The sequence below is a fragment of the Paracoccus onubensis genome (assembly GCF_003591515.1).
Lineage (GTDB): Bacteria > Pseudomonadota > Alphaproteobacteria > Rhodobacterales > Rhodobacteraceae > Paracoccus > Paracoccus onubensis.
The window spans coordinates 327,949-353,630 of sequence record NZ_QZCG01000002.1; the positions used below are offsets into that span (position 1 = coordinate 327,949).

A 25,682-nucleotide genomic window follows, 5' to 3' on the forward strand; every position below is an offset into this window, starting at 1 on the left:
GCGATTCCCGTCATCTTCTGGATTGGACCAGCCATGAGCGATTTCGTGTTCTCCGACGCTGCCCCTCGCAAGATCGATCCTGCCCGTCGCCCCGCCACGCGTCCTGACGGCAGCCCCGACGACAATGACCGCGTCGAGATCGGCCCGACGCCGCTGGCCTTCGCCGAATGGGCCGCGGCCGGTATCGCCTGCCCCGACCTAGTCTCGATGCGCCGATACCGGCTGAACCGGATCGTCGCCGCGCTGCACGAGCGGCAGCTCGACGGGGTGCTGATATATGACCCGCTGTCGATCCGCTACGCGACCGACACCACCAACATGCAGCTCTGGGCGGCGCACAACCCGTTCCGCGCCTGTCTGGTCACCGCAGATGGCCACATGATCCTGTGGGATTACGATGGCTACGATTTCCTGTCGGCCCACAACCCCCTCGTGCGCGAGGTCCGGGGCGGAGCGTCATTCTTTTACTTCCAGAACGGCGATCGCACCGAGGAAATGGCCGTCGCCTTTGCCGATCAGCTGGATACGATCCTGCAGGCGCGCTGCGGTACCAGCCGTCGCATTGCCATCGACAAGATCCAGATTGCCGGGCTCCGGGCGCTGGATGCGAGGGGATTCGAGATCTTCAATGGCGAGGAGGTCATGGAAAAAGCCCGCGCGATCAAAGGCCCCGACGATATCGCCGCGATGCGCTGCGCGATTCACGCCTGCGAGGCCTCGGTCGCCGAGATGCGCAAGGCCGCCCGCCCGGGGGTGACCGAGAACGACGTCTGGGCCGTCCTGCACGCCGAAAACATAAAGCGCGGCGGCGAATGGATCGAGACGCGCATCCTTAGCTCGGGACCCCGCACCAATCCCTGGTTCCAGGAATGCGGCCCGCGCATCATCGGCAACAACGAGATCCTTGCATGGGATACCGACCTCATCGGGTCCTATGGCATGTGCGTGGATATCTCTCGCAGCTGGTTCATAGGCGACGGAGCGCCCGAACCGGAGATGCGCCGCCTGCACGCCATCGCCCATGAGCATATCATGACCAACATGCAGCACATTCGCCCCGGCGTCACCTTCAAGGAGCTTTGCCATCTCGGTCATCACCTGACGCCCGAATTCCTGAAGAACCGCTACACCCGGTTCCACGGTGTCGGTCTGTGCGACGAATGGCCGCGCATTCCGCATCCGATCGACTGGGAGTCCTCGGGCTATGACGGGGTGGTGGAGGAAGGCATGATGCTCTGCGTCGAGGCCTATATCGGTTCGGAAAACGGCCCCTACGGGATCAAACTCGAGGATCAGGTGCTCGTCACAGCGACCGGCTGCAAGAACATGACCTCCTGCCCGTTCGACGAAAGGCTGTCCTGAGCGCTTGGGACAAGCTTGGCCGGCGACGTCCCAGCAATACGAGAGAATGGCCGCGCCCATGAAACCTGCCCCGCGGCCATTTCCATGTCGGCCAGCGCAATCAAGCAGCGAACAACTTTCAGAAGCTGCGTTCATCTTGGATTTCACCAACCGCAACTGCGCAAAGAGGTTCTGGATTTAGATGGCCTTCAAGAGTTTAGAGCGTGTCGGTCCTGATCGGATTCTGGATTTCCCTGCCGTCGAGGCGGATATGGGGGCAGAGATGGGCAGACCGCATCCTGTTGAGCTACGGGAACGCGCCGTTGCAGTCGTCGAGCAGGGAAACACGCATACCGAAACGGCCCGGCGGCTTTGCGTTTCGATCAAGCTCGTCAACGACATGGTGCGGCTCAAGCGCGAGACCGGGGCAATGAACAGCGAGATGTTCGACCTCTATAGAGACCCAATTGGCGCCGACGCTGCGCGAGGGCGACGTCGTTATCCTCGACAACCTATCCAGTCACAAAAGTCCCGGCGCGGCTCGCGCCGTGCGGGGCATCGGTGCGTGGTTCCTGTTCCGTTGCTCGGGGGAAACGCCCAACTGAGGCCTTTCCTGATCCCTCCAACTCCTACAGTCCCGATCTGAACCCCATTGAAATGGTGCTCTCAAAACTCAAGGCGCTGATCAGGAAGGTAGCGGCTCGGACATATGACGAACCTTGGCAGACGTCGGCCATGTGTGCGACCTCTTCACCGACGAAGAATGCTACACTTCGATTATCACGCCTGCACACATAGATTAGATTTTGATGGAGGGACAGAAATGCCGCTCGAACCATACCTCCGGGGCCGCGTCTGGTGGGGCAGGGGCCGTGTCAATATCAACGGCCGGGCCATCACCGGTCCATATCGCAAAAGCACGGGAGCACTTGATGAAGTTGGCGCACGGGATTGGATAGCTGAAGAATCTGAAATGCAGCGCCGGAGGCATTACAGTGGCGAGAAAACGGTATTTTACTTCAAGGACGCGATAGAGCTTTACCCGGCCAACACACGTTCTGCCCGGCAATGCTACCCTTGCTCGATGAAATCGGTGGCATGCCGGTGTCCGAAATCACCGGGAAGTTCCTGAAAGGCCTCGGGCCGAAATTGCGCCCCAATGCATCCACGGACACATGGTGGCGTGAAATCGTGACGCCTGCACGTGCGGTGATTAACCATGTGCATGAGATAGTCGGCACGCCGTTGCTGCGCGTCGCCCGCTACACACGATTCGAGATGATCGATCAGGACAGGAAAAGAAACCGCCAAAGCCGTGTGGAGCGTAAGCCGTCTGATCACGCCTGGATCAGCGCCTTCTGCGACGCTGCCGATCCCTACAACGCAGCCTTGGTGCGCTTCATGCGTGAGACGGCCGCGCGGATTGATCAGGCGGTTTGCATCACGCCAGACGATTTATGGCCCGAAGAGCGCCAGGTCCATATGAAAGCGTAGAAGGGTCATGCGGAATGCTGGGTCACAGTCTCACCTGAAATGATGAGCAAGATCATGGCGCTAAAACCTAAACCTCCCCGCAACCGTCGAACCGGCGACCGCTCGGGTGCCGCATATTCGGCTATGGCAGTTCGCCGTAGAACCGGGTCATCTCATGACGACAGGGCGCAGCGCCGCTTGATGGCGCATTCGGAAGAGTGAACCGCCTTAGACCGTTTCGACATCGATCGGCAAGGCTGTGGTCGTTCGGACGGTTTCCATCGCGAATTTCGATGTGACGTTCCGGCATGGTAATGCCCGTGTCAGTTCCAGATAGAACTGGTCGAAGGCAGAGGTGTCGGCCACAACGACCTTCAGCAGGTAATCGATATCACCTGCCATCCGATAAACCTCTACGATTTCATCGAATTGCGGGATGATCTTCCGAAACTGCGTCCGCCATTCCGGGCTGTGATCCGCGGCCTCGATTTCAATGAATACCATCAAGCCAAGGCCAATCGTATCGGGATCAACCAGGGCAACCCGGCCGGTGATGATCCGGGCGGCTTCGAGCTTTTGCACCCTTTTCCAGCAAGGTGTCTGAGACAATCCGACACGCTCTGCCAATTGTGCCACGGGCAGGGTCGCGTCTCGCATCAATTCATGAAGGATTTTTCGGTCAATCCTGTCGAGTGCGGGGGTGTTTACTGGAGCGTTCATTTATATGGTCCTGCCATCAAGTTGGTCCACGGTGGCGCAAGCCGGGCGAAGAATTCGCTTTTGGCTTGCGCGAAGAGCCTGGCATTCGGCTCGTCTCTTCTCAGCCCGAAATCATACAGGCTCTGGTGAAGCAGGGCCTGCCAGACTGGATCGAATCGGCCTCGCCGGGGCCTGGGCATCACGATCGTGCGCAGCTGGCGTTGCGCTTCGGGGTAACTGTGCCAGACGCAAACCCATTTCGGCGCTGCGGTGCGAATGTCCCATCCATGCCCGATGCTGTTCGTGACCGGTCCCGGCACCCGCAACTTTGCCGTCGTGAACCACAATGCGGCACGAAGCCAGAAATGCGGGCCGGATTGGGGCCGGGGTTGCATCGCACCCGCCCATTCTTAGGCCGTGGTGAAGGCGCGAACGAATTCACTGGCCGGACGCGCTCTGATATCGCCGGGTCTGCCGACCTGTTCGATCCTCCCCATCGACATGACCACGACCAGATCCGCCAGTTCCATGGCTTCCTCCTGGTCATGCGTCACGAAGACGGTTGTCAGGCCGGTCGTATCGTGAATCTCGCGCAGGCCCTGACGCAGCTCCTTTCTGACCTTGGCGTCAAGCGCGCCGAAAGGTTCATCAAGCAGCAACATTCGGGGTTCGATGGCCAGGGCGCGGGCGAGGGCGACACGCTGGCGCTGTCCACCCGAAAGCTGGCTGGGATAGCGCGGCCCGATATCGGGCAGCTGAATGAGATCCAGCAGACGATTGACGCGCCGTCCTATCTCGGCGTCGGTCGGGCGTTCCTTGCGTTTTCTGGCGCGCAGACCATAGGCCACGTTTTCGAAAACGGTCATATGCCGGAACAGGGCGTAATGCTGGAACACGAAACCGGCGCGGCGCTGCTGCACGCTCATCCCGGTTGCGTCCTCTCCGTTAAAGAGCACGCGGCCGGAGGTTGGGAATTCTAGTCCCGCGAGGATACGTAAAAGCGTTGTCTTGCCGGAACCCGAAGGACCCAGAAGTGCAATCAACGCGCCCGAGGGAATGGAAAGCGACACGGGATGAAGCGCGCGCTCGGCGCCGAATTCTTTTGCGATTTCTTCGATTTCAACAAACATGACTGAACCTTTCTAATGACGTCGGGTGGCAGAAAGCAGATCCGCGTAACGCCATTCGAGCAGGGATTTCAGGAGGAGGGTGACCAGCGCAAGCATGGCCAGTGCTGCGGCCAACGAGAAGGCGGCGACCGAGAGATATTCGTTATAAAGCATTTCGATCATGATCGGCATGGTGGTTGTCTCACCCCGGATTTTGCCGGAGATGACCGCAACCGCACCGAATTCGCCCATGGCCCGCGCATTGCAAAGAAGCACACCATAAAGCAGCGCCCAGCGGATATTTGGCAGCGTCACGGTAAAGAATGTACGCCAACCCGAAGCGCCAAGGGTCAGGGCGGCTTCTTCCTCGGCCCGGCCCTGTTCCATCATCACCGGGATCAATTCGCGCGCCACGAAGGGGAAGGTCACGAACATCGTGGCAAGCAGGATACCGGGGAGAGCGAAGACGATTTTCATGTCATGCGCGATGAACCAGGCACCAAGAGCCGAATTCGAACCAAAGAGCAGGACCAGCGCCAGACCGGCAACCACCGGCGAGACTGAGAAGGGCAGGTCGATCAGCGTGATCAGGAAAGCCTTGCCGCGAAAATCGAACTTCGTGATTGCCCAGGCTGCAGCGATGCCGAAGACGGCATTGAGAGGGACGACAACCGCCGCAACCAGCAGCGTCAGCTGGATCGCAGAGCGCGCATCCGGCTCCGAAAGTGAGGAAATCGCGGCAGACCATCCCTCGCGCAGGGCCTCGGAAAAGACCGCGATGAGTGGTGCGAATAACAGGATGGCAATCAGAACGACGACCGTTCCGATCAGGATATACCGGGCGAGGCGCGGTTCTGTCGTGACGGGGTTTGCCCGTACAGGATACGCAATATCAGACATTTACAAGTCTCCCGCGGTTTCGGTCGTTGCTCGGAAACCGGTATTTCCGCTGTATGTGCTGTTCAGAGGACGGGCGCGTCACTGCATCATCTGGATGGCGCCGCATTTGGTCGTCGCTAGACATCGCCCATCCTCCGTCTGCTCCAGATCTGGATGGCATTGATCGCAAGCAGCATCGCAAAGGAGATCAGCAGCATGGCAAGTCCGATCGCAGTGGCGGCGTCGTAATTATATTCCTCGAGCCGGATCACGATCAGCAGCGGCGCGATCTCGGTCTGAAGCGGAAGGTTGCCCGCGATGAAAATGACCGAGCCGTATTCACCAACTGATCGGGCAAGCGCGAGAGCGAAGCCGGTCAGGAGCGCGGGCGTCAGCGTGGGCAGGATGACCCGATACAGGGTATAGATGCGCCGCGCGCCAAGTGTGGCGCTTGCCTCTTCAAGCTCGTGGTCGAGTTCCTCGATCACGGGCTGAACCGTGCGCACCACGAAGGGCAAGCCGATGAAGATCAGTGCTAGCCAGATACCGATCTCGGTATAGGCGATCTTGATGTTGAATGGTGCCAGCAACTGTCCGAATACGCCATTGGGCGCATAAAGAGCCGTCAGTGCGATACCGGCCACCGCCGTCGGCAGGGCGAAGGGCAGGTCGATCGCCGCATCGATCAGGCGTCGACCCCAGAATCTGTAACGAACCAAAACCCAGGCCAGCAGCAGCCCGAACACCAGATTGAACAGTGACGCGATCAGTGCGGCCCGAAAAGAAAGGAGCAGGGCGCTGCGGATGCGCTGTGAATTGACCATTTCCCACAGATCGGCAGGGCCAATGGTCAATCCCCGGCCCAGAAGGGCGGCGATCGGTAAAAGCACGACGATGGAAAGCACCGTCATCATGATCCCGAAGCTCAGCCCAAAGCCCGGCAGGGGCGAGGCCGAGCGGAGAATACCCGTTCTCATGCCTTACTGCCCTTCGTAGATCTGGTCGAAAATGCCGCCATCGGCAAAGAAGGTCGGTTGCACCTCGGCCCAACCTCCGAAATCCTCGATCGAGAGAAGCTCGACTTCGGGGAAGCGGGCGATGTCTTCTTCTGACGCAGCCGAGGTATCCCAGGCGCGATAGAAATTCTTAAGGGCAAGGGCTTGCGCCTCGGGGCTGTAAAGATGCTCCAGATAGGCCTCCGCGGCTTCGCGCTGCGCATCTGACTTGATGTTTTCGTCGATCAGGGCGACGGGCGGTTCGGCCAGTATCGAGATCGACGGGACCACGATATCGAACGCATCCTCGCCCTGTTCTTCGAGCGCAAGAAATGCCTCGTTTTCCCAGGCTAGCAGTACGTCACCCATACCACGCTGAACGAAGGTATTCGTCGACCCGCGCGCACCTGTGTCGAGGACCGGAACATTTCCGTAAAGCGCGGCCACATAGTTCTGCGCCTTTTTTTCGTCGCCGCCAAACTCCTTGAGTGCCCAGCCCCAACCGGCCAGGAAGTTCCAACGGGCACCGCCCGAGGTTTTGGGGTTCGGTGTGATGACCTGCACATCTTCTCCGACCAGATCATCCCAATCCTCGATGCCTTTCGGATTGCCTTCCCGGACAAGGAACACGATCGTCGATGTGTAGGGCGAGGAATTGTGTGGCAGGCGCGACTGCCAGTCTTCAGGTATCTTACCGGTGTTTTCCGCGATGACGTCGATATCCGCGGAAAGCGCCAATGTGACCACCTGTGCTTCCAGCCCGTCAATCACCGACCGGGCCTGTCCGCCGGACCCGCCATGCGACTGGCGCAATGTCACCGGATCATTGCCTTGCTCGCTCCACCATTCGTTGAAAAGCTCGTTATATGCCCGGTAAAATTCGCGGGTGGGATCATAAGAAACGTTCAGGATTTCCACCGATTCCTGCGCATGCACGGCAGGGGCACCGCTGACGGCAAGACCGATGGCAGCGATCATTGAAAGTAGTCCTGCGCGCAAATGTCTTGCGGAGAACGCCGCTCTGACAGGCGAGACGCGCGTGTCTTTTCGTGATGCGACCGGCTTCCCGGACAGTCTGCGACCACCCGTATCGATCTCGATATGACCACCGACAAGATCCCGGACGAAGGTGCCCTGCGCGAGTACCTGCGAGCTGATGGCGATTGTGCGGATCATAGTGACTTCCTTTGCTGAACCGGGTCATCGTTTTATGCCTGACTGGCGCAGCGCTCACGGGGTCCGATCATGCGATCAGGTTTGTCGTGAGTCGCAAGCGCCGCCTGACATCTAAATTACGACAGAGATAGTCGTGTTTTGCAAAGGAAAAATTACGCCTATTTTGATCGAGATTTTGGAAAATTATTCTCCGGCAGCGACTTCCGACAGGGAGAATCTTTCGAGGGGCTGCGAATCTTCCATCAGATCCGCCAATGTAAGCGACTCGATCATCAGAATATAAGCCGAGTAGAAACCGCCAAAGACTGCCCGCACCCGGCAGGTTTCCTCGTCCTTGCAGTCCTCGCATCGCTGATAGGCTTTTCGCGACAGGCAGGGCAAAGGTGCCATCGGCCCGTCGATCAGCCGCAGGATCATGGCGATAGAGATCCGTCTGGGATTCTTGATAAGTTCGTAACCGCCCTTGCGTCCGCGCCGGCTACCGATAAAGCCCGCGCGCTTCAGATCCAGAAGGATATGTTCCAGAAACCGTTTCGGAGCCCCGGACCGCTCGGCAATCTCTTCGATGCGCAAAGCTGTCCCATCCCGTGCCATTTCATCGGCCATCACCATAAGAGACTTGAGAGCGTATTTCGTTTTCTGAGTGATCATTTATTTCCGGCGGGTTAGAAAAACTTGATTAACATGGTCGATTCTAGCAAGAGCACAGTAAAAAGCGACCCTAATCTGCGCTTTACGATGCATTTGCCTACTGCTGTTCCCCGATGGCCTCATTCGGCATATCACAAGAAGATAAACCTCTGACGGCCCTTGGGAAGAGCTCGGATAGCGGTCATGACCTGATCGTGTTCAGACCGTTCGAACGGAGATGAAGGGAACCGACGATCATTGCAACTTGATGTGGGTAGTATTGTGGCCTGCGCAAGAGCCAGGCGTCCGACCCCGACCGGAAAGATTCCGATGTAAATGTGCTTGCATCCTCATGATCGCCGGTATGCGGTTTTCCAAATGACGCATTGGCAGGATTGTCGGGCGAGTATTTATGCGGCTTGCTCGGGCATTCTTGCAGATGCTCCGTGAAGCGGCATTCCTGCATGCGGGAACCCGTATTCAGAGCATGCTGTCATTCATGCTGACCCTCTGGCAGGCGGATGCGTTGCCTTGCTTGCACAAGGCGCGCAATTCTCCGATCGCAGGGCCACCGGATGGTTTGGGGACAACGCGTTTCGACGAACAGGACGCCGTCAGGGCAATTGCCAGCACAAGAAGCAGGTATCTCAGCATAATTCACTCGTTACGGGGAAATGACATGGAAAGGGTGCCGGACATCCGGCAACCGGGCTGGCTGCGGGCTTCACGAAAACAAAACTGCCAAGTCCGCCCGCATATACGTGGCGCAGGCCCGGCCTGCCGCGGCGCAAGATCTGAATTGCTGTATGTCCGGTCCGGTAATGAACCATGCGCGAATCCTTCCATTACCCGATTACTGCAATTTATCCTCTGATCGTCAATGCGGCTGAGGTCTCGTTGTCTCGCGCATCCAGATTGATCTGCCCATTTTGTGGATAACTTGTGAATCCCGTCTATATATGGGGTTTTGGTTGACTTGTAGCGGTCTCGGGGCAACAATCCCCAACAGCTTTGATTCTGGAAAGGTCCGCCTTTGCGATTCGACCGTCTTCGCCTCAACGGCTTCAAAAGCTTCGTGGATCCGACCGATCTGGTCATTCGCGAAGGGCTGACGGGTGTGGTCGGGCCGAATGGCTGCGGAAAATCCAATCTGCTTGAGGCGCTTCGCTGGGTCATGGGCGAGAATCGCCCGACCGCGATGCGCGGCGATGGCATGGAAGACGTGATCTTCGCCGGAACGACGCGGCGCTCGGCCCGGGGGCATGCCGAGGTTTCTTTGAAGATCGACAACCGTGACCGTCTTGCGCCCGCAGGCTTCAATGATGAGGATCATTTCGACATCGTGCGCCGGATCACCCGCGATGCGGGCTCTGCCTACAAGATCGCGGGCAAGGATGTGCGGGCGCGGGATGTGCAGATGCTGTTTGCCGATGCTTCTACCGGCGCGCATTCTCCGGCGCTTGTCCGGCAGGGGCAGATCAGCGAGTTGATCAACGCCAAGCCCAAGAGCCGCCGCCGGATTCTGGAAGAGGCAGCGGGGATTTCCGGCCTGTATCAGCGTCGGCACGAGGCTGAACTGAAGCTGAACGGGGCGGAAAGCAACCTCACACGGGTGGATGATACGCTGGAACAACTGTCCACGCAGGCCGCCTCTTTGGCGCGGCAGGCGCGGGCGGCGGCGAAATATCGCGAGATCGGGGCGGCGCTGCGCCTGGCCGAGGGGTTGTTGCTTTATCGCCGCTGGTCCGAGGCGGAAGCGTCGCGGATTGCGACTGCGGAAGCCCTGGCCGCTGCGGTGAAGGCCGCCGCTGCGGCAGAGGCTGCATCGCGCGAGGCGGCGGCGCGGCGCGAGGCGGCGGATGAGGCGCTGCCTCCGCTGCGTGAAGAAGAACAGGTGGCGGCGGCGATCCTGTCGCGGCTGGTGGTCGAGCGGGAAGCTTTGGACGAGGCCGAGGCGCGGGCTGCGGAAACGGTACGGGCCCTGGTTGCGCGGATTGCGCAGCTTGACCGGGATATCGAGCGCGAAGAGGCGCTGAATCGCGATGCGGGCGAGGTGGTTGAGCGACTGGCATGGGAAAAGGCCGAGCTTGAGAAATCGGGCGAAGGGCATGAAGCCAGACTGGATATCGCAGCAAATGCTGCCGATGAGGCCGCCGAGGCACTGCGTGAGGTCGAAGGACGGCTGGCGGAACTGACCGATGAAGCTGCAAGGCTGGCTGCGCGCCACCAATCCGCGGAGCGTCTGGCATCCGATCTGCGCGACATGCTGGATCGCGCCGAACGCGCGGCGGCTGAGGCGGATGAAAATGCCAAACGCGCCACCGCTACGGGTATCGCCGCCGAAGAGGCGTTGCGCATGGCTGAAGAGGCGCAGGAGGCTGCCCGTGAAAGGGCCGAGGCAGCCGAGGATGCCTTGGCCGGCGCAGAAACCGTCCGGGCCGAGGCAGAGGCAGCAGAGGCGGTGGCCCGCGCCGCGCGGTCGGAAGCCGAGGGTGAAGCCGGGGCGCTGGCTGCCGAGATGGCGGCGCTGAAGCGGCTGGTCGAACGCGGGCAGTCTGATGGCCGCGCCATTCTGGACCGCGTGCAGGTTGCCAAGGGCTATGAAATCGCCTTTGGCGCTGCGCTTGGTGATGATCTGCGAGCCGGACTGGCAGAGGACGGCGAAAGCGGCTGGCATGAATTGCCGGGCTGGGATTCGCCGCAACCCATGCCCGATGGCGCGGCAGCGATATCGCAGCACGTCACCGGCCCGGCGGCACTGACCCGGCGACTGACTCAGGTGGGGCTGGTCGCCGATGCGGACAGTGGTGCTGCGATGCAGGCGGGGCTGCGTCCCGGTCAGCGTTTGGTGACGGCAGAGGGAGATCTTTTCCGCTGGGACGGGATGCGGGTGATGGCGGGCGAAGCCTCGTCATCGGCGGCGCTTCATCTCCAAAAGGTAAACCAGCTCAATGAATTGTCCGGGCAAGTTGAGGAGGCGCAGGAACGCGCCGCGATCGCCGTCGAGGCGCATGACGAGGCCAGAGCGCGCCTGACCGATGCGGGTGCGCAAGAGAAATCGGCGCGCGACGCACGACGCGAGGCCGAGCGGCAGCTGTCGGATTCGGCGCGCGCGGCCACACGGGCCGAGTCGGAACTGGCCATGGCGAACAGCCGGGTGGACTCGGCGCGTGGTGAGGTCAAGCGGCATCGGGAGGACGCTGCCGATGCCCGCAGCCGGCTGACCCAGGCCGAGCGGGCCTTGGCCGAGTTGCCCGATCGCGGCGATGCTTCACAGGCGGTCGAGAATGCCCGGACCGGAGTAGAGGCCGCGCGGATCGCGACGATGACGCGGCGGACGGCCCTGGATGAATTGCGGCGGGAAGGAAATGCCCGCATCAAACGGCTGCAGGAAATAGCAAAGGAAGAATCGGGCTGGAAGCTGCGGCTTCAGCAGGCCGGGACCCGTTCTTCCGAACTTGCGTCACGGCGCGAAGCGGCGGCAGATGAACTGGAGCAGGCAGAGGCACAGCCCGCTGTTCTGGCGGAGAAGCGCGAAAACCTGACCGAACGCGAGGTCAAAGCTCAGGAACGGCTTGATCGGGCGCGCGAAGCCTTGTCGATCGCCGATGATGCCGTCCGCTCGGCCGGCCATGCCGAACGGGATGCAGAGCGTCTTGCGTCGGAGGCTCGTGAAAATCGCGCGGCACTTTCGGCACGGGCGGAGGCGGCACGGGATGCAGAGGCTGCCGCACGGGGGCGCATTGTCGAGGAAACCGAGGATGCGCCTGACGCATTGCGCGACAAGCTGGCCGATGAGGATACGGATACCCCCTCTGCCATTCTCGAAGATCGGATCGCGAAGCTTCGGACCCAGCGCGACGCGCTTGGCGCCGTCAACCTGCGAGCCGATGAAGACAAGCGCGAGATCGAGGCCGAGCGCGATCAGCTGGCTGCCGAAAAGGCGGAGCTCGAAGAGGCGATCCGTAAATTGCGTCTTGGGATCAACAGTCTGAATCGCGAAGGGCGCGAACGCCTGCTGAATGCGTTCGATACCGTGAACGGGAATTTCTCGACCCTGTTCCAGACTTTGTTCGGCGGTGGGGAAGCCCGGCTGGTTCTGGTGGAATCAGATGATCCGCTTGAAGCCGGGCTGGAGATCATGTGCCAGCCTCCGGGGAAGAAACTGTCCACGCTCAGCCTGCTTTCGGGCGGAGAGCAGACGCTGACGGCGCTTGCCCTGATCTTTGCCGTGTTCCTTGCCAATCCCGCCCCGATCTGCGTTCTGGACGAAGTGGATGCGCCGCTGGATGACGCCAATGTCAGCCGTTTCTGCGACATGCTGGACGAGATGACACAGCGCACCGAAACGCGGTTTCTGATCATCACGCACCATGCGGTCACCATGGCGCGGATGGATCGTCTGTTCGGGGTGACCATGGTCGAGCAGGGAGTCAGTCAGCTGGTCAGCGTGGATCTGAAACGGGCCGAGGCGCTGGTCGCGTAACTCCGATACGATGTCGTCATGCCTCTTTGCGCCCGGGAATCGCGTTTCGAGGCTGTTATTTTTGCATGGCTGTGTTGCAATCGCTGTTTTGCCAGCGTTTGAAAGAGATTCGCGGTTGACTTCATGCTTGCTGCGACTAAAAAGCGGGCTTCAACGGATTCTAGGGGTTTGCGTCACGCGGTTTGCCCCGAAGCAGGAGCTTAAGACCATGGCGAAGCCGACGACCATCAAAATCCGGCTCAATTCCAGTGCCGGGACCGGTCATTTCTACGTGACCAAGAAGAATGCCCGCACCATGACGGAAAAGATGACCGTCCGGAAATACGATCCGGTTGTGCGTCAGCATGTCGAATACAAAGAAGGCAAGATCAAGTAAGATCTTCGCCTCGATTGTTTCGTTGAAAGGCCGCGCCCTTTGGGCGACGGCCTTTTCATTGATGCTTACGATCATATATGGTTGCTGACTGGCACACGGGATGCAGGAAAGCGGCATGGATACTGGCAACGATATTTTCAACACTTCGCCGGACCCGTTTGCCGGCCTGATCTCGCGACCGGATGGAAGTCTGGCGTTGCTTCTGCGCTCGGAAGGGGGCTTTCCCCGCCGTCCTGGCGCAGCGATGGCATTATGGCCCGATGGGGTGCGGATCGGGCGTCTGGGTGCGGGATGCATCGATGCGGATATTGCGGGACATCTGGGTGCGGCCGAACCGGTGACGCGGCTGATCTATGGGAAGGGCGGCCCGATCGATCTTCCCTTGCCCTGTGGCGGCAGCGTCGAGATTGCATTGATTCAGCGGCCGGATCCCGAATGGCTGCGACAAATCGCCCATGCCCGGAAAATTCGGCAGGCCGCCTATTGGAGGATCGGTCTTGCTGAAGGCGAGGTTCGGATGACCGAAACGGCGGAGACGGGCTTGCATGGCGATGAATTCGTCCTCAAACTGTATCCCGGCTGTGCCTTGCATATTCATGGCGAGGGCGATGAGGCGACGGCTTTGGCCGCCATGGCACGTGCGATCGGGTTGGACTGCCATGTGGGTGCGAATTCCGTTACGGCGGATGCACAAACCGCCGTTGTGGCCCTGTTTCATGATCATGACCGGGAATTGACCATCCTACGCGACGCGCTTGCCTCTGACGCGTTCTATATCGGCGCGATGGGATCCCATCGTGCGCAGGTGGCGCGTCTCGCCGGGCTGAGGGATGTCGGGGTAGGGGAAGAGGAACTGGCAAAGCTTCGGGGACCAATCGGCGTTGTCGCCCCCGCGCGCGAGCCACGCCTGCTGGCCGCATCGGTCCTGACCGAGATATTGTCGCTATATGACCGGGCATTCGGTTGACTCGCACCGGGCTGTTGCTTGCCGCCGGGGCGTCGCGCCGCTTTGGCGCGGATGACAAGCTTCTGGCCATGCTTCATGATCGTCCGGTAATTGCGCATGCTGCGGAAGCCATGCGAAAGGCGTCGCTGGAACGCCGGATTGCTGTGATCGCAAATGCCGAACTGCGCCCGTTCCTGTCCGGTTTCGATGTGGTAAAGATCACATCCGGCACCCAATCCGACAGTCTGATCGCCGGGCTGAAAGCGGCGGGCGTGCCTGATCGGCTGCTGATCGTGCTGGCTGATATGCCGCTGGTCACGTCCGAATTGCTGGAGCAGGTCGTTGCCCGGGTCAGCGACAGTCAGCCGGCGGCGTGTCATGACGAAGGCCCGCCCATGCCGCCGGCCTGTTTCCCGAAGAACTGGCTTGCGCGGCTTGCCGATGCATCGGGAGACAGAGGGGCGGGGCGGTTCATTCGTGACCTGCCTGCCAGCGCATTGATTCCGGCGCGCGGGATGCTTGCCGATATCGACAGCCTCGCCGATCTGGATCGGCTGGAGAAGCAACCGCGCCCATGAGGACCCGCGCCAGAGCGTTTTCTGCGGCATTTCCCCTTGCCAAACTCGCATGGAGCGTTTATTTGCGCCACACTTCTCAGGCAGAGGAGGGCCCTTGCGGGAGACATCCGCAAAAGGTCCACCGGTTGGAGCATATGCTTCGAAACCTTTGCCAAGGCGCAAACCGGAAAGGAATTGGATATGGCGCTTCCCGAATTTTCGCTGCGTCAGCTTTTGGAAGCTGGCGTGCATTACGGTCACCAGACCCAGCGTTGGAACCCCCGCATGGGCGAGTTCATCTATGGTGATCGCAACGGTATTCACATCGTCGATCTGACGCAGACCGTCCCGATGCTGGACGCGGCTTTGCAGGCGATCCGTGACGTCGTCGCCAAGGGCGGCCGCGTGCTGTTCGTCGGCACCAAGCGTCAGGCGCAGAAATCGATTGCCGAAGCTGCCGAGAAATCGGCGCAATTCTACATGAACCACCGTTGGCTTGGCGGCACGCTGACCAACTGGAAAACCGTGTCGCAATCGATCAACCGCCTGAAGGCTATCGATGAGACGATGGCCGGCGGTGCCGAAGGTCTGACCAAAAAGGAACGTCTGGGCCTTGAGCGTGAGCAGGCTAAACTGCAAGCGTCGCTTGGCGGTATCCGCGATATGGGCGGCCTGCCGGACATGCTGTTCGTGATCGACGTGAACAAAGAAGACCTCGCCATCGCCGAGGCCCGCAAGCTGGGCATTCCGGTCATCGCCGTGGTCGATACCAATTGCTCGCCTGATGGTGTGGATTATATCATTCCGGGCAATGACGACGCGGCCCGGGCGATTGCGCTTTACTGCGATCTGGCCAGCCGTGCCGCTCTGGACGGGATGTCGGCGCAGATGGGCGCTGCCGGTGTGGATGTCGGCGCATTCGCCGAAGCTCCTGCAGAAGATCTGAGCGAAGACGAAGCCGAGACCGCCGCCGCCGAGCAAGCCACGACCGACGCCTGATTCCGGCCGGGCTCGGGATAACTGCATTTTACAGAACTGTCGTCAGGCGGGGATATGCCCCGCCTGAGGCGTTGAAAAAAGGAGAAGATCATGGCTATCACAGCCGCGATGGTGAAAGAACTGCGTGAGATCACTGGCGCAGGTATGATGGATGCCAAAAAGGCACTTACCGAGGTTGACGGCGATATGCAGGCCGCCACCGACTGGCTGCGTACCAAGGGTCTCGCCACGGCGGCCAAAAAATCGGGTCGTGTCGCCGCCGAAGGTTTGATCGCGGTTGCTGTACGTGATGGCAAAGGTGTTGCTGTCGAGGTGAACTCGGAAACCGATTTCGTTGCGAAAAACGAAGAATTTCAGAGTATGGTCCGCAAGATCGCGGATGCGGCGCTTGATGTCGACGATGTGGAGGCTTTGAAAAAAGCCCAGATCGACGGCAAGCCTGTCTCGGATATTCTGACCGATGCGATTGCCAAGATCGGTGAAAACATGTCGCTGCGCCGGATGACTGTCGTCGAGGCGCCGAAAGTTGTCACCTATGTCCATAACTCGGTTGCCCAAGGCATGGGCGCGATCGGTGTGTTGGTCGGTCTGGAAGGGGGCGATGACGAGATCGGCCGTCAGATCGCCATGCATGTCGCTGCGACCTCGCCGGCGTCGCTGGGGCAAGAGGATCTGGACCCCGCGATGATCGAGCATGAAAAGCAGGTGCTGACCGATCAGGCCCGCGAATCCGGTAAGCCCGATGCCGTTATCGAAAAGATGATCGAAGGCCGGATGAAGAAATTCTTCGAGGAAGTGACGCTTCTTGGCCAGAAATTCGTCATCAATCCGGACTTGACCGTCGAGACGGCGGCGAAAGAGGCCGGCGCACGGATCACCGGCTTTGCCCGTGTTGCCGTCGGCGAAGGCATCGACAAGAAGGAAGAGGATTTCGCAGCCGAGGTCGCCAAGACTTTGGGCGGCGCCTGATCCATTCCCGGCCATCTCTGCATTCGGCGCCATTTCCTGGAATGGCGCCGTTTTTATTTTCGAATGATGACATGTTGTTACATTGCCACGCCGGGATGGTCAGTCACTGACGGGATATCCGCGATACGCGCCGGTTTTGGAGGGAATTGAACGCTGCCTGCCGGAAGGAACGCCGTTCGGGAAAATCTTTTTTCCGCAAATCCCGTTGCAAACTGGATCTATGACCTGAAAATATGGCAATCAGGTCTGGCTTTTCAAAACTTTATGAGTGCGCTGCTGGTATGCCTTTTATCATTGCAATTGACGGACCCGCCGCGTCGGGAAAGGGCACGATTGCCCACGCCTTGGCCGAACATTATGGCTTTCATCATCTGGATACCGGATTGCTGTATCGGGCCACCGGAGCGAAGGGCGGTGATCCGGTAGAGGCCGCACGAACTCTTGCGCCTGCGGATCTTGAACGTGACGGTCTGCGCAGTTCGGAAGCCGGGCAGATCGCAAGCCGCATTGCCATCATTCCCGAAGTCCGTTCGGCGCTGGTCGAGTTTCAACGCCGTTTTGCCGTGCAGGAGCCGGGTGCGGTGCTGGATGGGCGCGATATCGGCACTGTGATTTGTCCAGATGCGCCGGTAAAACTGTATGTCATTGCCTCGAATGAGGTGAGGGCACAGCGCCGCGCGGCGGAACTGGGTGCGGATCCGGCGCAAATGCTGTCCGAATTGCGGGAACGTGACCGGCGTGACCGGGAACGTGATACGGCGCCGATGCGTCCGGCGGATGATGCCCTGATCATCGATACCAGCAATATTTCGATTGATGAGGCGATTGCCGCAGCGATCAGTATCGTGGATCATCGTCGCGGCTGACATTATCCGGACGAGCCTTTCGCCAGGTGCCGTCGCTGATCCGAACAGGCACTCGTGGATGGGAAAATATTATCTGCCGATCGCTGCCGAATATCGCCGTTACCCTCTTTCCCCTTCCAAAGGAACCTGCTATCTGGCCCGGCATAACAAAAGGCCGGTGTAGCTCAGCTGGTAGAGCACGTCATTCGTAATGATGGGGTCGGGGGTTCGAGTCCCTTCACCGGCACCATGAAATTTCCGTTGATTTCCGTAAATACGGGATAAGCAGGAAATTCTGGTTCCAGCCTTTCAACGGTACATCTAACCAATTACGCGATATTCCCGCCCCAGGGAAAGACTGGGTAAAATGGCGGAAGCCAGGAATCCGTCGGCAGGATGGTTCCGGGCCGGGTTCATCTGTATCTCATTGCCGTCTGCCCATTGACGCGAGGCACGGCTTGGGCCATGCCGCGAACCATGCTACGTATCGACGACATATCCTTTTCCATTCAGGGCCGCCCGCTTTTCGAAGGCGCTTCGGTCAGTATTCCCGAAGGTCACAAGATCGGTCTTGTCGGTCCCAACGGGGCAGGAAAAACGACGCTGTTCCGGCTGATCCGTGGGGAACTGGCGCTTGATGGGGGTGAGATCACATTACCAAGCCGCGCCCGTATCGGTGGCGTGGCGCAAGAGGCTCCGGGTACCGACCGCTCGGTACTCGAGACGGTTTTGGCCGAGGATAAGGAACGCGCGGCCCTGATGGCGGAAAGCGAGACCGCTACAGATGCGCATCGGATCGCCGAGATCCAGACGCGACTGGCCGATATCGACGCATGGTCGGCCGAGGCGCGTGCGGCTTCGATCCTTGACGGGCTGGGATTCGGCAATGCCGATCAGGCGCGTCCGACCAGCGATTTCTCGGGTGGCTGGCGGATGCGGGTGGCGCTGGCGGGGGTGCTGTTTTCGCAGCCGGATCTGCTGCTTCTGGACGAACCGACCAACTATCTGGATCTTGAAGGTGCGCTGTGGCTCGAGACCTATCTGGCCCGCTACCCGCATACGGTGATCATCATCAGCCATGACCGGGAATTGCTGAACCGGGCGGTCGGGCATATCCTGCATGTCGAAAACCGCAAGCTGACGCTTTACACCGGCGGTTATGACGGTTTTGCCAAGCTGCGGGCCGAGAAGCGGGCGCTTCAGGCGGCGGAAGCCAGAAAACAGGCGGACCGTCGGGCACATTTGCAAAGCTTCGTGGACCGTTTCCGCGCCAAGGCGACCAAGGCCCGTCAGGCGCAGGCCCGCATCAAGATGCTGGCCAAGATGGTGCCGATCACTGCGCCGGAAGAGGCGAAATTCCACCGTTTCAGCTTTCCTCAGCCGGAGGAATTGTCGCCGCCGATTATTGCGATGGAGGATGTCGCGGTCGGTTATGGCGACCGTGCGGTGCTGCGGCGGCTGAACCTGCGGATAGATCAGGACGACCGGATCGCGCTTCTGGGCCGGAACGGGCAGGGAAAATCCACCCTGTCCAAGCTGTTGGCCGAACGGCTGACCGTGATGGAGGGCCGGATCACCCGCGCGGCGAAATTGCGGGTAGGTTACTTTGCGCAGCATCAGGTCGATGAATTGTCGCTGAATGAGACTCCGCTGGATCATGTGCGGCGACTGCGCCCGGATGAAGCGCCGTCACGGCTGCGGGCACGGCTGGCCGGATTCGGGCTGATGGAGGCACAGGCGGAAACCCGGGTCGGGCAATTGTCCGGTGGCCAGAAGGCGCGGCTTTCGCTGCTGATCGCCACGATCGACGCGCCGCATCTGCTTGTGCTGGACGAACCGACCAACCACCTTGATATTGAGAGCCGCGAGGCCCTGTCCGAAGCCTTGAACGACTATACCGGGGCGGTTGTGCTGGTCAGTCACGACATGCATCTTCTTGGGCTGGTCGCGGATCGGTTGTGGCTGGTGAATGAAGGTCAGGTAACAGGTTATGAAGGTGATCTGGAAGATTACCGCCGGTTCCTGCTGAACGGAGATCAGCCGTCCAAACCCAAGCCGTCCGAACCGGTGAAATCCGCTCCCAAACGCCCGGCCCGCGACGAATTGCAATCCGTCAGGTCAGAGGTCCGCCGGGCAGAAGAACGGGTGCAGAAGCTGGCCGACATGCTGAAGAAGCTGGACCTGAAACTGGCCGATCCCGAGATTTATCGGGATGCAGTGGAGGCCGAGAAATGGAGCCGAAAACATGCCGAAGCAAAGGATGCCATGCGGCGGGCGGAAGATATCTGGATGAATGCGCTGGAAAATCTTGAGCTTGCGCAGAAGTCCTGAGGACTGTTGCGAAATTGTGCAAGCACGATTTCCTGACCGCGATCCGGGCGATGTTTTCTTGCGCGGTGAAGTGATTCTCCGCTAAGGGATGACAGCACAGCCTTTGAACCTCGGGTCCGGACAGCCTCATGAAATGTTTTCTAGTTGCAGCAATCTTGACCTCTGCCGTCACGACGGCGGCGTATTCGCAGGAGGTATCGGCTGATCTTGGGCTTGGCGTGCAGGCCAAGCCGACCTATCCCGGCGCGGATGATTCCTCTATCGCGCCGTGGTTCATCTGGCGCAATGTCAGCTTTGGCGCCGATGACGGCAGTAAGAACGGTTTTTCGCTTCAACCCTCATTTTCGATGGTCGGAGACCGGGAAGCTTCGGACGATGCGGCGCTTGAAGGGCTGGATGAAATCGAACGGGCCTATGAAGTGGGTGCCCGCCTTAACTATGTAAACGGACCGGTGACCGCCTATGCCTCGATGCGCCGGGGCTTCAAGGGTCATGAAGGTCTGACAGGTGAAGTCGGGATGGATTACCGCACGGTCCTGAGTGATCGGGTTTCCTTGTGGTCCGGCGTCGAACTGGGCTTCGCCAACTCGAAATATACCAACACCTATTTCGGTGTGACCCCGGATGAGGCAAGCCGCAGCCAATATTCCGCCTATGATGCGGGCGGCGGGCTGACCTCTGCTGCGATCAAGTTCCAGGCGGCCTATGCCGTGAATGACAAGACAGCCCTGCTGGGTGAAGTGTCCTATGGCAAGTTGCTTGGCGATGCTGCCGATTCGCCGGTCGTGCAGGAAGAATGGCAGCCCTCGCTGAAACTCGGCGTGGTGCGCCGCTTCTCCTTCGGCTTCTGATTATCGCAAATACCTGTTCCTGCAGGTTTCAGATTGCTTCTTCATACAGGTCAAAATCATTCCGGCGCATTTCCTGAAGATGGCTGCGTAATTCCGTTGGCAGTTCTAGTTGCGCCTGCGGAGAGACGTTGATCTTTTCAAGCACATCAAGATCAATCCGCAGCCTGTCAGACAGGAAATCCTGCAATGCTTTCTGACTTTCGTATTTGAACAGATGATCAACCCTGTAGCCAAGATCCGGGGCGGTCACCATCTGGCTTTGCCGCCCGATTTTCGCGTAACCGGGCTGTTCTTCGGCAAGATATCCTTCAATGAATTTGGTGAAGCTCACATCCCGGGTGGATTCCGGCTGTCCGGAAAATTGCGGAAGTAACCGATAGCGATACCAGCTTCCCAACCAGTCAAGCGGCTCCCGGATAACGGCCAGGGTCTCGATGGGCGCCGGGCCGTCCGGGATCAGTTTGCGGAACCGGTTATTGAACATGCGGATGCCCATATGTTTCAGGCCCGGAGGGTGGCGGAATACGATTGCGGCCTGATCCGCCAATGCTGCCTGATAGGCATGTGTACCTGTCTTGGGTACGGCCAGAAATGCCAGACCGAATTTCCAGAACACCATCATTACTGTTTCTCCCGATCGTTTTCCGCAGTTTCGGGCTTGCGATCGTAAGCCGGATGCAACGCCACAAGATTCGCTTTCTGTCGCGGACTGTGCGATGCACAATTAAATCTGACGGAACTCTTGGTAAAGGTGCCTGCTTGTACTTAAATGCAACATCCTGAAATCCGGCCGGCGGGGATAGCCGCGGGTGATCCGGAGGACTACCGAAAGCGTGAAATGACATCGGATCGATGAATGATGTAATCTGCGCCATGTGGCCGGTTGACGGCATGAGCAAGATAAAACGAGGCAGAGATGGCCACATATCCGGAACTTGCGGCGATTCGGCTGGGATATGGATTGTCAGCGCAAACACCCCCTCCCGCCGGGCAGGACGAGGTGCTTGCTTCGGTCAAACGCGCGGTTGCTGATGCCGATGGCGTCACCATGGCGGCTGTGCGCAAGGGGCAGTCACGCCTGATCAATCTTGCGAAAAAGCGTAAGAATGGCGACAAAAGCGCCCCCGAGGCGATCAAGAAGCAGCGTCAAAGCCTAAGTTTGCTGGTTCTCAGGGATACGCAACGTCGCTTTGCCCGTGCGGTTGATGATCCGGCAGGTTTTGGTGAAAGGCTGGTTCAGTTCTGGGCCGATCATTTTACGGTCGGCGGTGGCGATGTCGTGCGCCGCGTGATGGTGGGCAGTCACGTGAATGAGGCGATCCGCCCGCATATCGGCGGAAGATTTGCCGATCTGATGTTCGCGGCAGAGACGCATCCATGCATGCTGGTCTACCTTAACCAGAATAATTCCGTCGGACCCAATTCGCAATTGGCAAAGAAAAAAAAGGGAAAGAACAAGCCTGGCCTGAATGAAAATCTCGCGCGCGAGATGATCGAACTGCATAGTTTGGGCGTCGGGGCGGAGTACACGCAGAAAGACGTGCGCCAGCTTGCGAAATTACTGACCGGGCTGACATATAGCCCGGGACACGGAGACAATTTTCGCGCTGCATATGCCGAACCGGGGAAAATCACCGTATTGGGGCAAAGCTACAGGGGCGATGGCCCGCCGAAGATCGATGATATTCGTGCCGTAATCGAGGATTTGTCCCGGCACCCTGCGACTGCACAGCATCTGTCCCGAAAGTTGGTCACGCATTTCATCTCGGATGACCCGCCGCAATCGTTGGTAGACCGATTGGCGGGGATCTATGCGGACTCGGATGGAGACCTAAGCGCGGTTAATGCTGCCTTGGCCGATTCCCCCGAACTTGCGGGACATTTCCGCGAGAAGGTGAAGCAGCCATTCGAGTTCATCGTTGCCTCATTGCGCGGTCTTGGCGTTACCGGTGAAGAGATCATGGGGCTCAAGCCCAAGCAGGTGCGTCAATGGCTGGAATTTCCCCTGACGGGAATGGGGCAGAAATGGGGCAGACCTGCGGGACCTGATGGCTGGCCCGAAGCCGCCGATGACTGGATTACGCCACAAGGGCTGGCCGCCCGGATCGAATGGGCCATGAATGTGCCTCAGAAATTCCGGAAAAACCTGCCTGATCCGCGACAGTTCATGCAGACGGCTCTTGGAGAAACCGCCTCCGAGCCGCTGCAATGGGCGGTTCCCAAGGCCGAGACCACGCGCGACGGAATTGCGATCGTGCTGGCATCGGTGGATTTCAACCGGAGATGAAGCGATGCTGAGTCGACGACTATTCCTTAAATCCAGTGCAATCATCGGCTGCTCGGCCGCGGCGCATCCGCTTTTGTCCAGCATCGCCTTTGCCTCCGCTCCGGGCGAAAATCGGCTGGTCGTAATCATTCTACGCGGTGCCATGGATGGTATCGATGTGTTCCAGCCCTATGGCGATCCGGAATTGCGCAAGCTGCGCCAGAAAATCTCGCTAGGCCCAGATCAGGGCGCGCATGATCTTGACGGGTTTTTTGCCCTGCATCCGTCGCTATCATCGCTCATGCCGCTCTGGAAAGCTGGCGAGCTGGGTTTTGCGCCTGCCGTCTCGACACCCTATCGCGACAAGCGAAGCCATTTCGACGGGCAGGATATGCTTGAAGCCGGCACGGGAACGGATCTGGATGTCTTTCAGCAGCGCGATGGTTGGCTGAATCGTTTGTTGCACAACATGCCCGGTGCGGAATCCGAAACCGCCTATTCGGTCGGCACTGAGCAGATGCGGATTCTTGCGGGCGATGCGCCGGCAAAAAGCTGGACGCCGAAAATCAATCTGAAGCTTGGCCCGCAGGCGCGAATGCTACTGCAACATGTCTACCACGATGATCCCCTGTTCCGGGAAGGCGGATTAGAGGGGATGGAAATCGCCAGTCAAAGCATGGACAGGATCAAGGAGAAGAAAGGGCCAACCCGTGACGCGCGCGAATTGGCGCGTTTCTCTGCAAGCCGGCTGAACGGTGACACGCGGATCGCGACCTTTTCGCTTTCCGGATGGGATACGCATGCACGGCAATCCGTCACGATTGACGGTGCATTGATGAGCCTTGCGGATGCAATCCTGACAATGCGCGAGGATCTGGGCAAGAATTGGTCAAAGACCACCATTCTGGCCATGACCGAGTTCGGCAGGACCGCACGTGAGAACGGTTCCGGTGGCACCGATCACGGCACTGGCGGGGCCATGCTGGTTGCCGGAGGGGCCGTGCGCGGTGGGCAGGCTTTGGGAAAATGGCCGGGGCTGGGCGAAAGCGATCTTTATGCGGGGCGCGACCTGATGCCTGTGACCGATATTCGTGCTTATGCCGCCTGGGCATTGCACGATCTGTTCGGGACCGAACGGGGCGCGCTTGAAAGCTCGGTTTTCCCGGGGCTGGATATGGGTGAAAATCCGCGCATCCTTGCCTGAACAGCATTGCGCCCTTTGCCCGGATCGCATGGTTTGAACAGAGGACCGATGTCCGGAGCCGCATCTTGCTTGCAAGATCATGGGCGCGGCTCCTGGCAAATGGGGCAGAAGCAGAACAAACTGTCAATTGACGTTCCAACCGGTCTTCCCGGCAAAATCGCCGGTCTGACTATCGCGGTGGCTTCTTGGTAAAAGTCTGGCTGGGGCGGTAGGATTCGAACCTACGGTACACGGTACCAAAAACCGTTGCCTTACCACTTGGCCACGCCCCAACTGTCCGCGCTGAATAGCCAAGACGACCGGGGGGTTCAAGTCGAAATTTATCTCAACTTGTTCACTTTCAGAGATACCGTTATGGGCAGCTCATGGATCAGGTGGATATCGCAATTCTTGGGGCTGGAGCGGCTGGATTGTTCTGTGCGGGCTCGGCATTGACGCAGGGACGAACTGTGCTGGTGATCGAGCATTCCTCGAAGCCGGGCGAGAAAATCCGCATCTCTGGGGGTGGGAGATGTAATTTCACCAACATGGCCGCAACATGGGACAGGTTTCTGTCGGGTAACCAGCGGTTTGCAGCGTCAGCCCTGGCCCGGTTCCAGCCCGGGGATTTCGTGCGGCTCGTTAACGGGGCAGGGATTGCATGGCATGAAAAAACGCAGGGTCAGCTTTTCTGCGATGGCAAGGCGACCCAGATCATCGATCTGCTTCTGAATCGTATGCGTGGCGCCGAGCTTCGGCTTCAGACGGCTGTGAAGGATGTCTCGCGCAATGCGGACGGATTTGTCGTCGCGACATCTGCCGGGCAAGTCAGGGCGCAGCAGGTCGTGGTCGCCACGGGCGGCAAATCGATTCCGAAAATGGGTGCGACCGGCATCGGCTATGATATCGCTGAAAAATTCGGGTTACGGCTGGTTGAGCCCCGTGCCGGATTGGTGCCCCTTGGCTTTGCCGAGCAGGATCTGGCGCTGTGTCGCCCATTAGCCGGTATCTCGGTCGAGGCTGAGATTGCGCATGGACCAGCGCGGTTTCGGGATGCGTTGCTTTTCACGCATCGCGGCCTGAGTGGCCCGGTGATCTTGCAGATCTCGAACTATTGGTGGCCCGGTGAGATGCTTGAGCTTGATCTGGCGCCGGATGTGGATATCTCCGGGGGCCTGATACAGGCCCGGAATGGTGCGGGGCGGGTGAGTGTCGCCTCGGTCCTGTCGCAATGGCTGCCCGAGCGGCTGGCGCAGGCGATTCTGGCCGAGATGGGGCTGGCCGCTGGCCGCCTGGCGGATCAGTCGAACGATAGCCTGCAACGGTTGGGCCGGCGGATCAATCGCTGGCAGATCCGTCCCGTTGGAACCGAAGGGTATCGAACGGCCGAAGTGACGCTGGGCGGCATAGATACCGGTGATCTGGACGCGAAAACCTTACAGGCGCGCAAGGTGCCCGGATTGCATTTCATCGGGGAATGCGTCGATGTGACGGGCTGGTTGGGTGGCTATAATTTCCAATGGGCCTGGGCATCGGGGGATGCCGCTGGCCGCGCGATATCGCAGCGCTGA

Annotated in this window: 22 protein-coding genes, 2 tRNA genes and 1 pseudogene; 16 read left to right on the forward strand and 9 right to left on the reverse strand. The window is 59.5% G+C overall.

All coding sequences use genetic code 11. The features are described from left to right. Window positions 1-33: 33 nt before the first annotated feature. The 3 genes and pseudogenes from dddP to D3P04_RS04180 all read left to right on the forward strand — a co-directional run bounded on the left by dddP (window position 34) and on the right by D3P04_RS04180 (window position 2,835). On the forward strand, window positions 34-1,362 hold the full coding sequence (gene dddP, locus D3P04_RS04165) for a dimethylsulfonioproprionate lyase DddP (RefSeq protein WP_119746229.1): 1,329 nt from the start codon (window positions 34-36) through the stop codon (window positions 1,360-1,362). 606 nt (window positions 1,363-1,968) lie between these two features. Continuing rightward, a pseudogene (locus D3P04_RS23925) lies at window positions 1,969-2,070 on the forward strand (IS630 family transposase); the annotation flags it as partial. A 348-nt stretch (window positions 2,071-2,418) separates the two neighbouring features. Beyond that, window positions 2,419-2,835, forward strand: coding sequence for a hypothetical protein (locus D3P04_RS04180; protein WP_147391881.1), 417 nt, complete (start codon window positions 2,419-2,421; stop codon window positions 2,833-2,835). 207 nt (window positions 2,836-3,042) lie between these two features. On the opposite strand, the gene D3P04_RS04185 is transcribed toward D3P04_RS04180, so the two are convergent. The 7 genes from D3P04_RS04185 to D3P04_RS04215 form a co-directional block, all read right to left on the reverse strand. Beyond that, the gene (locus tag D3P04_RS04185; protein ID WP_119746237.1) at window positions 3,043-3,534 is read right to left on the reverse strand and encodes an Lrp/AsnC family transcriptional regulator; all 492 of its coding nucleotides are present in this window, start codon (window positions 3,532-3,534) and stop codon (window positions 3,043-3,045) included. After that, on the reverse strand, window positions 3,531-3,908 hold the full coding sequence (locus D3P04_RS04190; RefSeq protein ID WP_119746239.1) for a hypothetical protein: 378 nt from the start codon (window positions 3,906-3,908) through the stop codon (window positions 3,531-3,533). The genes D3P04_RS04185 and D3P04_RS04190 overlap by 4 nt, the downstream gene beginning before the upstream one ends. Before the next feature lie 15 nt (window positions 3,909-3,923). Further along, on the reverse strand, window positions 3,924-4,643 hold the full coding sequence (locus D3P04_RS04195; RefSeq protein WP_119746241.1) for a sulfate/molybdate ABC transporter ATP-binding protein: 720 nt from the start codon (window positions 4,641-4,643) through the stop codon (window positions 3,924-3,926). Between the two features lie 12 nt (window positions 4,644-4,655). After that, complete coding sequence (gene cysW / locus D3P04_RS04200) at window positions 4,656-5,522, reverse strand: sulfate ABC transporter permease subunit CysW (protein WP_119746243.1); 867 nt, start codon at window positions 5,520-5,522, stop codon at window positions 4,656-4,658. 116 nt (window positions 5,523-5,638) lie between these two features. Continuing rightward, on the reverse strand, window positions 5,639-6,478 hold the full coding sequence (gene cysT / locus D3P04_RS04205; RefSeq protein ID WP_119746245.1) for a sulfate ABC transporter permease subunit CysT: 840 nt from the start codon (window positions 6,476-6,478) through the stop codon (window positions 5,639-5,641). 3 nt (window positions 6,479-6,481) lie between these two features. Then, on the reverse strand, window positions 6,482-7,672 hold the full coding sequence (locus D3P04_RS04210; RefSeq protein ID WP_119746247.1) for a sulfate ABC transporter substrate-binding protein: 1,191 nt from the start codon (window positions 7,670-7,672) through the stop codon (window positions 6,482-6,484). Between the two features lie 183 nt (window positions 7,673-7,855). Beyond that, on the reverse strand, window positions 7,856-8,323 hold the full coding sequence (locus tag D3P04_RS04215; protein WP_119746249.1) for an RrF2 family transcriptional regulator: 468 nt from the start codon (window positions 8,321-8,323) through the stop codon (window positions 7,856-7,858). A gap of 1,012 nt (window positions 8,324-9,335) precedes the next feature. Between D3P04_RS04215 and D3P04_RS04225 the strand changes: the two genes are divergently transcribed. The 10 genes from D3P04_RS04225 (at window position 9,336) to D3P04_RS04270 (ending at window position 20,662) form a co-directional block, all read left to right on the forward strand. Then, window positions 9,336-12,788: a chromosome segregation SMC family protein gene (locus D3P04_RS04225; RefSeq protein ID WP_119746253.1), complete on the forward strand. Its 3,453-nt coding sequence runs from the start codon at window positions 9,336-9,338 to the stop codon at window positions 12,786-12,788. A gap of 208 nt (window positions 12,789-12,996) precedes the next feature. Beyond that, window positions 12,997-13,164, forward strand: a complete 168-nt coding sequence (rpmG, locus tag D3P04_RS04230) for a 50S ribosomal protein L33 (protein ID WP_089344652.1) — start codon at window positions 12,997-12,999, stop codon at window positions 13,162-13,164. 115 nt (window positions 13,165-13,279) lie between these two features. After that, entirely contained in the window at window positions 13,280-14,131 is an 852-nt protein-coding gene (locus D3P04_RS04235) for an XdhC family protein (protein WP_182912724.1), read from the forward strand. Beyond that, window positions 14,128-14,688 (forward strand): nucleotidyltransferase family protein, encoded by a 561-nt coding sequence (locus D3P04_RS04240; RefSeq protein WP_182912725.1) that lies wholly within the window; start codon window positions 14,128-14,130, stop codon window positions 14,686-14,688. Before D3P04_RS04235 ends, D3P04_RS04240 begins: the two co-directional genes overlap by 4 nt. Window positions 14,689-14,868: 180 nt before the next feature. After that, window positions 14,869-15,666: a 30S ribosomal protein S2 gene (rpsB, locus tag D3P04_RS04245; protein ID WP_119746259.1), complete on the forward strand. Its 798-nt coding sequence runs from the start codon at window positions 14,869-14,871 to the stop codon at window positions 15,664-15,666. Window positions 15,667-15,756: 90 nt separating this feature from the next. Further along, window positions 15,757-16,635 carry a translation elongation factor Ts gene (gene tsf / locus D3P04_RS04250; protein WP_119746260.1) on the forward strand — a complete coding sequence of 293 codons (879 nt, stop codon included), beginning with the start codon at window positions 15,757-15,759 and terminating at the stop codon, window positions 16,633-16,635. Window positions 16,636-16,916: 281 nt separating this feature from the next. Further along, the gene (locus tag D3P04_RS04255) at window positions 16,917-17,501 is read left to right on the forward strand and encodes a (d)CMP kinase (RefSeq protein WP_119746262.1); all 585 of its coding nucleotides are present in this window, start codon (window positions 16,917-16,919) and stop codon (window positions 17,499-17,501) included. Between the two features lie 153 nt (window positions 17,502-17,654). Beyond that, a tRNA-Thr gene (locus tag D3P04_RS04260) sits at window positions 17,655-17,730 on the forward strand. A 227-nt stretch (window positions 17,731-17,957) separates the two neighbouring features. Further along, window positions 17,958-19,811: an ABC-F family ATP-binding cassette domain-containing protein gene (locus tag D3P04_RS04265; RefSeq protein WP_119746523.1), complete on the forward strand. Its 1,854-nt coding sequence runs from the start codon at window positions 17,958-17,960 to the stop codon at window positions 19,809-19,811. 128 nt (window positions 19,812-19,939) lie between these two features. Beyond that, complete coding sequence (locus tag D3P04_RS04270) at window positions 19,940-20,662, forward strand: MipA/OmpV family protein (RefSeq protein WP_119746264.1); 723 nt, start codon at window positions 19,940-19,942, stop codon at window positions 20,660-20,662. Window positions 20,663-20,690: 28 nt separating this feature from the next. Here D3P04_RS04270 and D3P04_RS04275 read toward each other — a convergent pair whose 3' ends face one another. Next, window positions 20,691-21,284: a gamma-glutamyl kinase gene (locus D3P04_RS04275; RefSeq protein WP_119746266.1), complete on the reverse strand. Its 594-nt coding sequence runs from the start codon at window positions 21,282-21,284 to the stop codon at window positions 20,691-20,693. A 294-nt stretch (window positions 21,285-21,578) separates the two neighbouring features. Between D3P04_RS04275 and D3P04_RS04280 the strand changes: the two genes are divergently transcribed. Beyond that, complete coding sequence (locus D3P04_RS04280) at window positions 21,579-22,949, forward strand: DUF1800 domain-containing protein (protein WP_119746268.1); 1,371 nt, start codon at window positions 21,579-21,581, stop codon at window positions 22,947-22,949. A gap of 4 nt (window positions 22,950-22,953) precedes the next feature. Further along, window positions 22,954-24,132 (forward strand): DUF1501 domain-containing protein, encoded by a 1,179-nt coding sequence (locus D3P04_RS04285; protein ID WP_119746270.1) that lies wholly within the window; start codon window positions 22,954-22,956, stop codon window positions 24,130-24,132. Window positions 24,133-24,329: 197 nt separating this feature from the next. Here D3P04_RS04285 and D3P04_RS04290 read toward each other — a convergent pair. Then, window positions 24,330-24,404: transfer RNA gene (locus D3P04_RS04290), tRNA-Gln, on the reverse strand. A gap of 93 nt (window positions 24,405-24,497) precedes the next feature. Here D3P04_RS04290 and D3P04_RS04295 point away from each other — a divergent pair. After that, window positions 24,498-25,682, forward strand: coding sequence for a BaiN/RdsA family NAD(P)/FAD-dependent oxidoreductase (locus D3P04_RS04295; protein WP_119746272.1), 1,185 nt, complete (start codon window positions 24,498-24,500; stop codon window positions 25,680-25,682).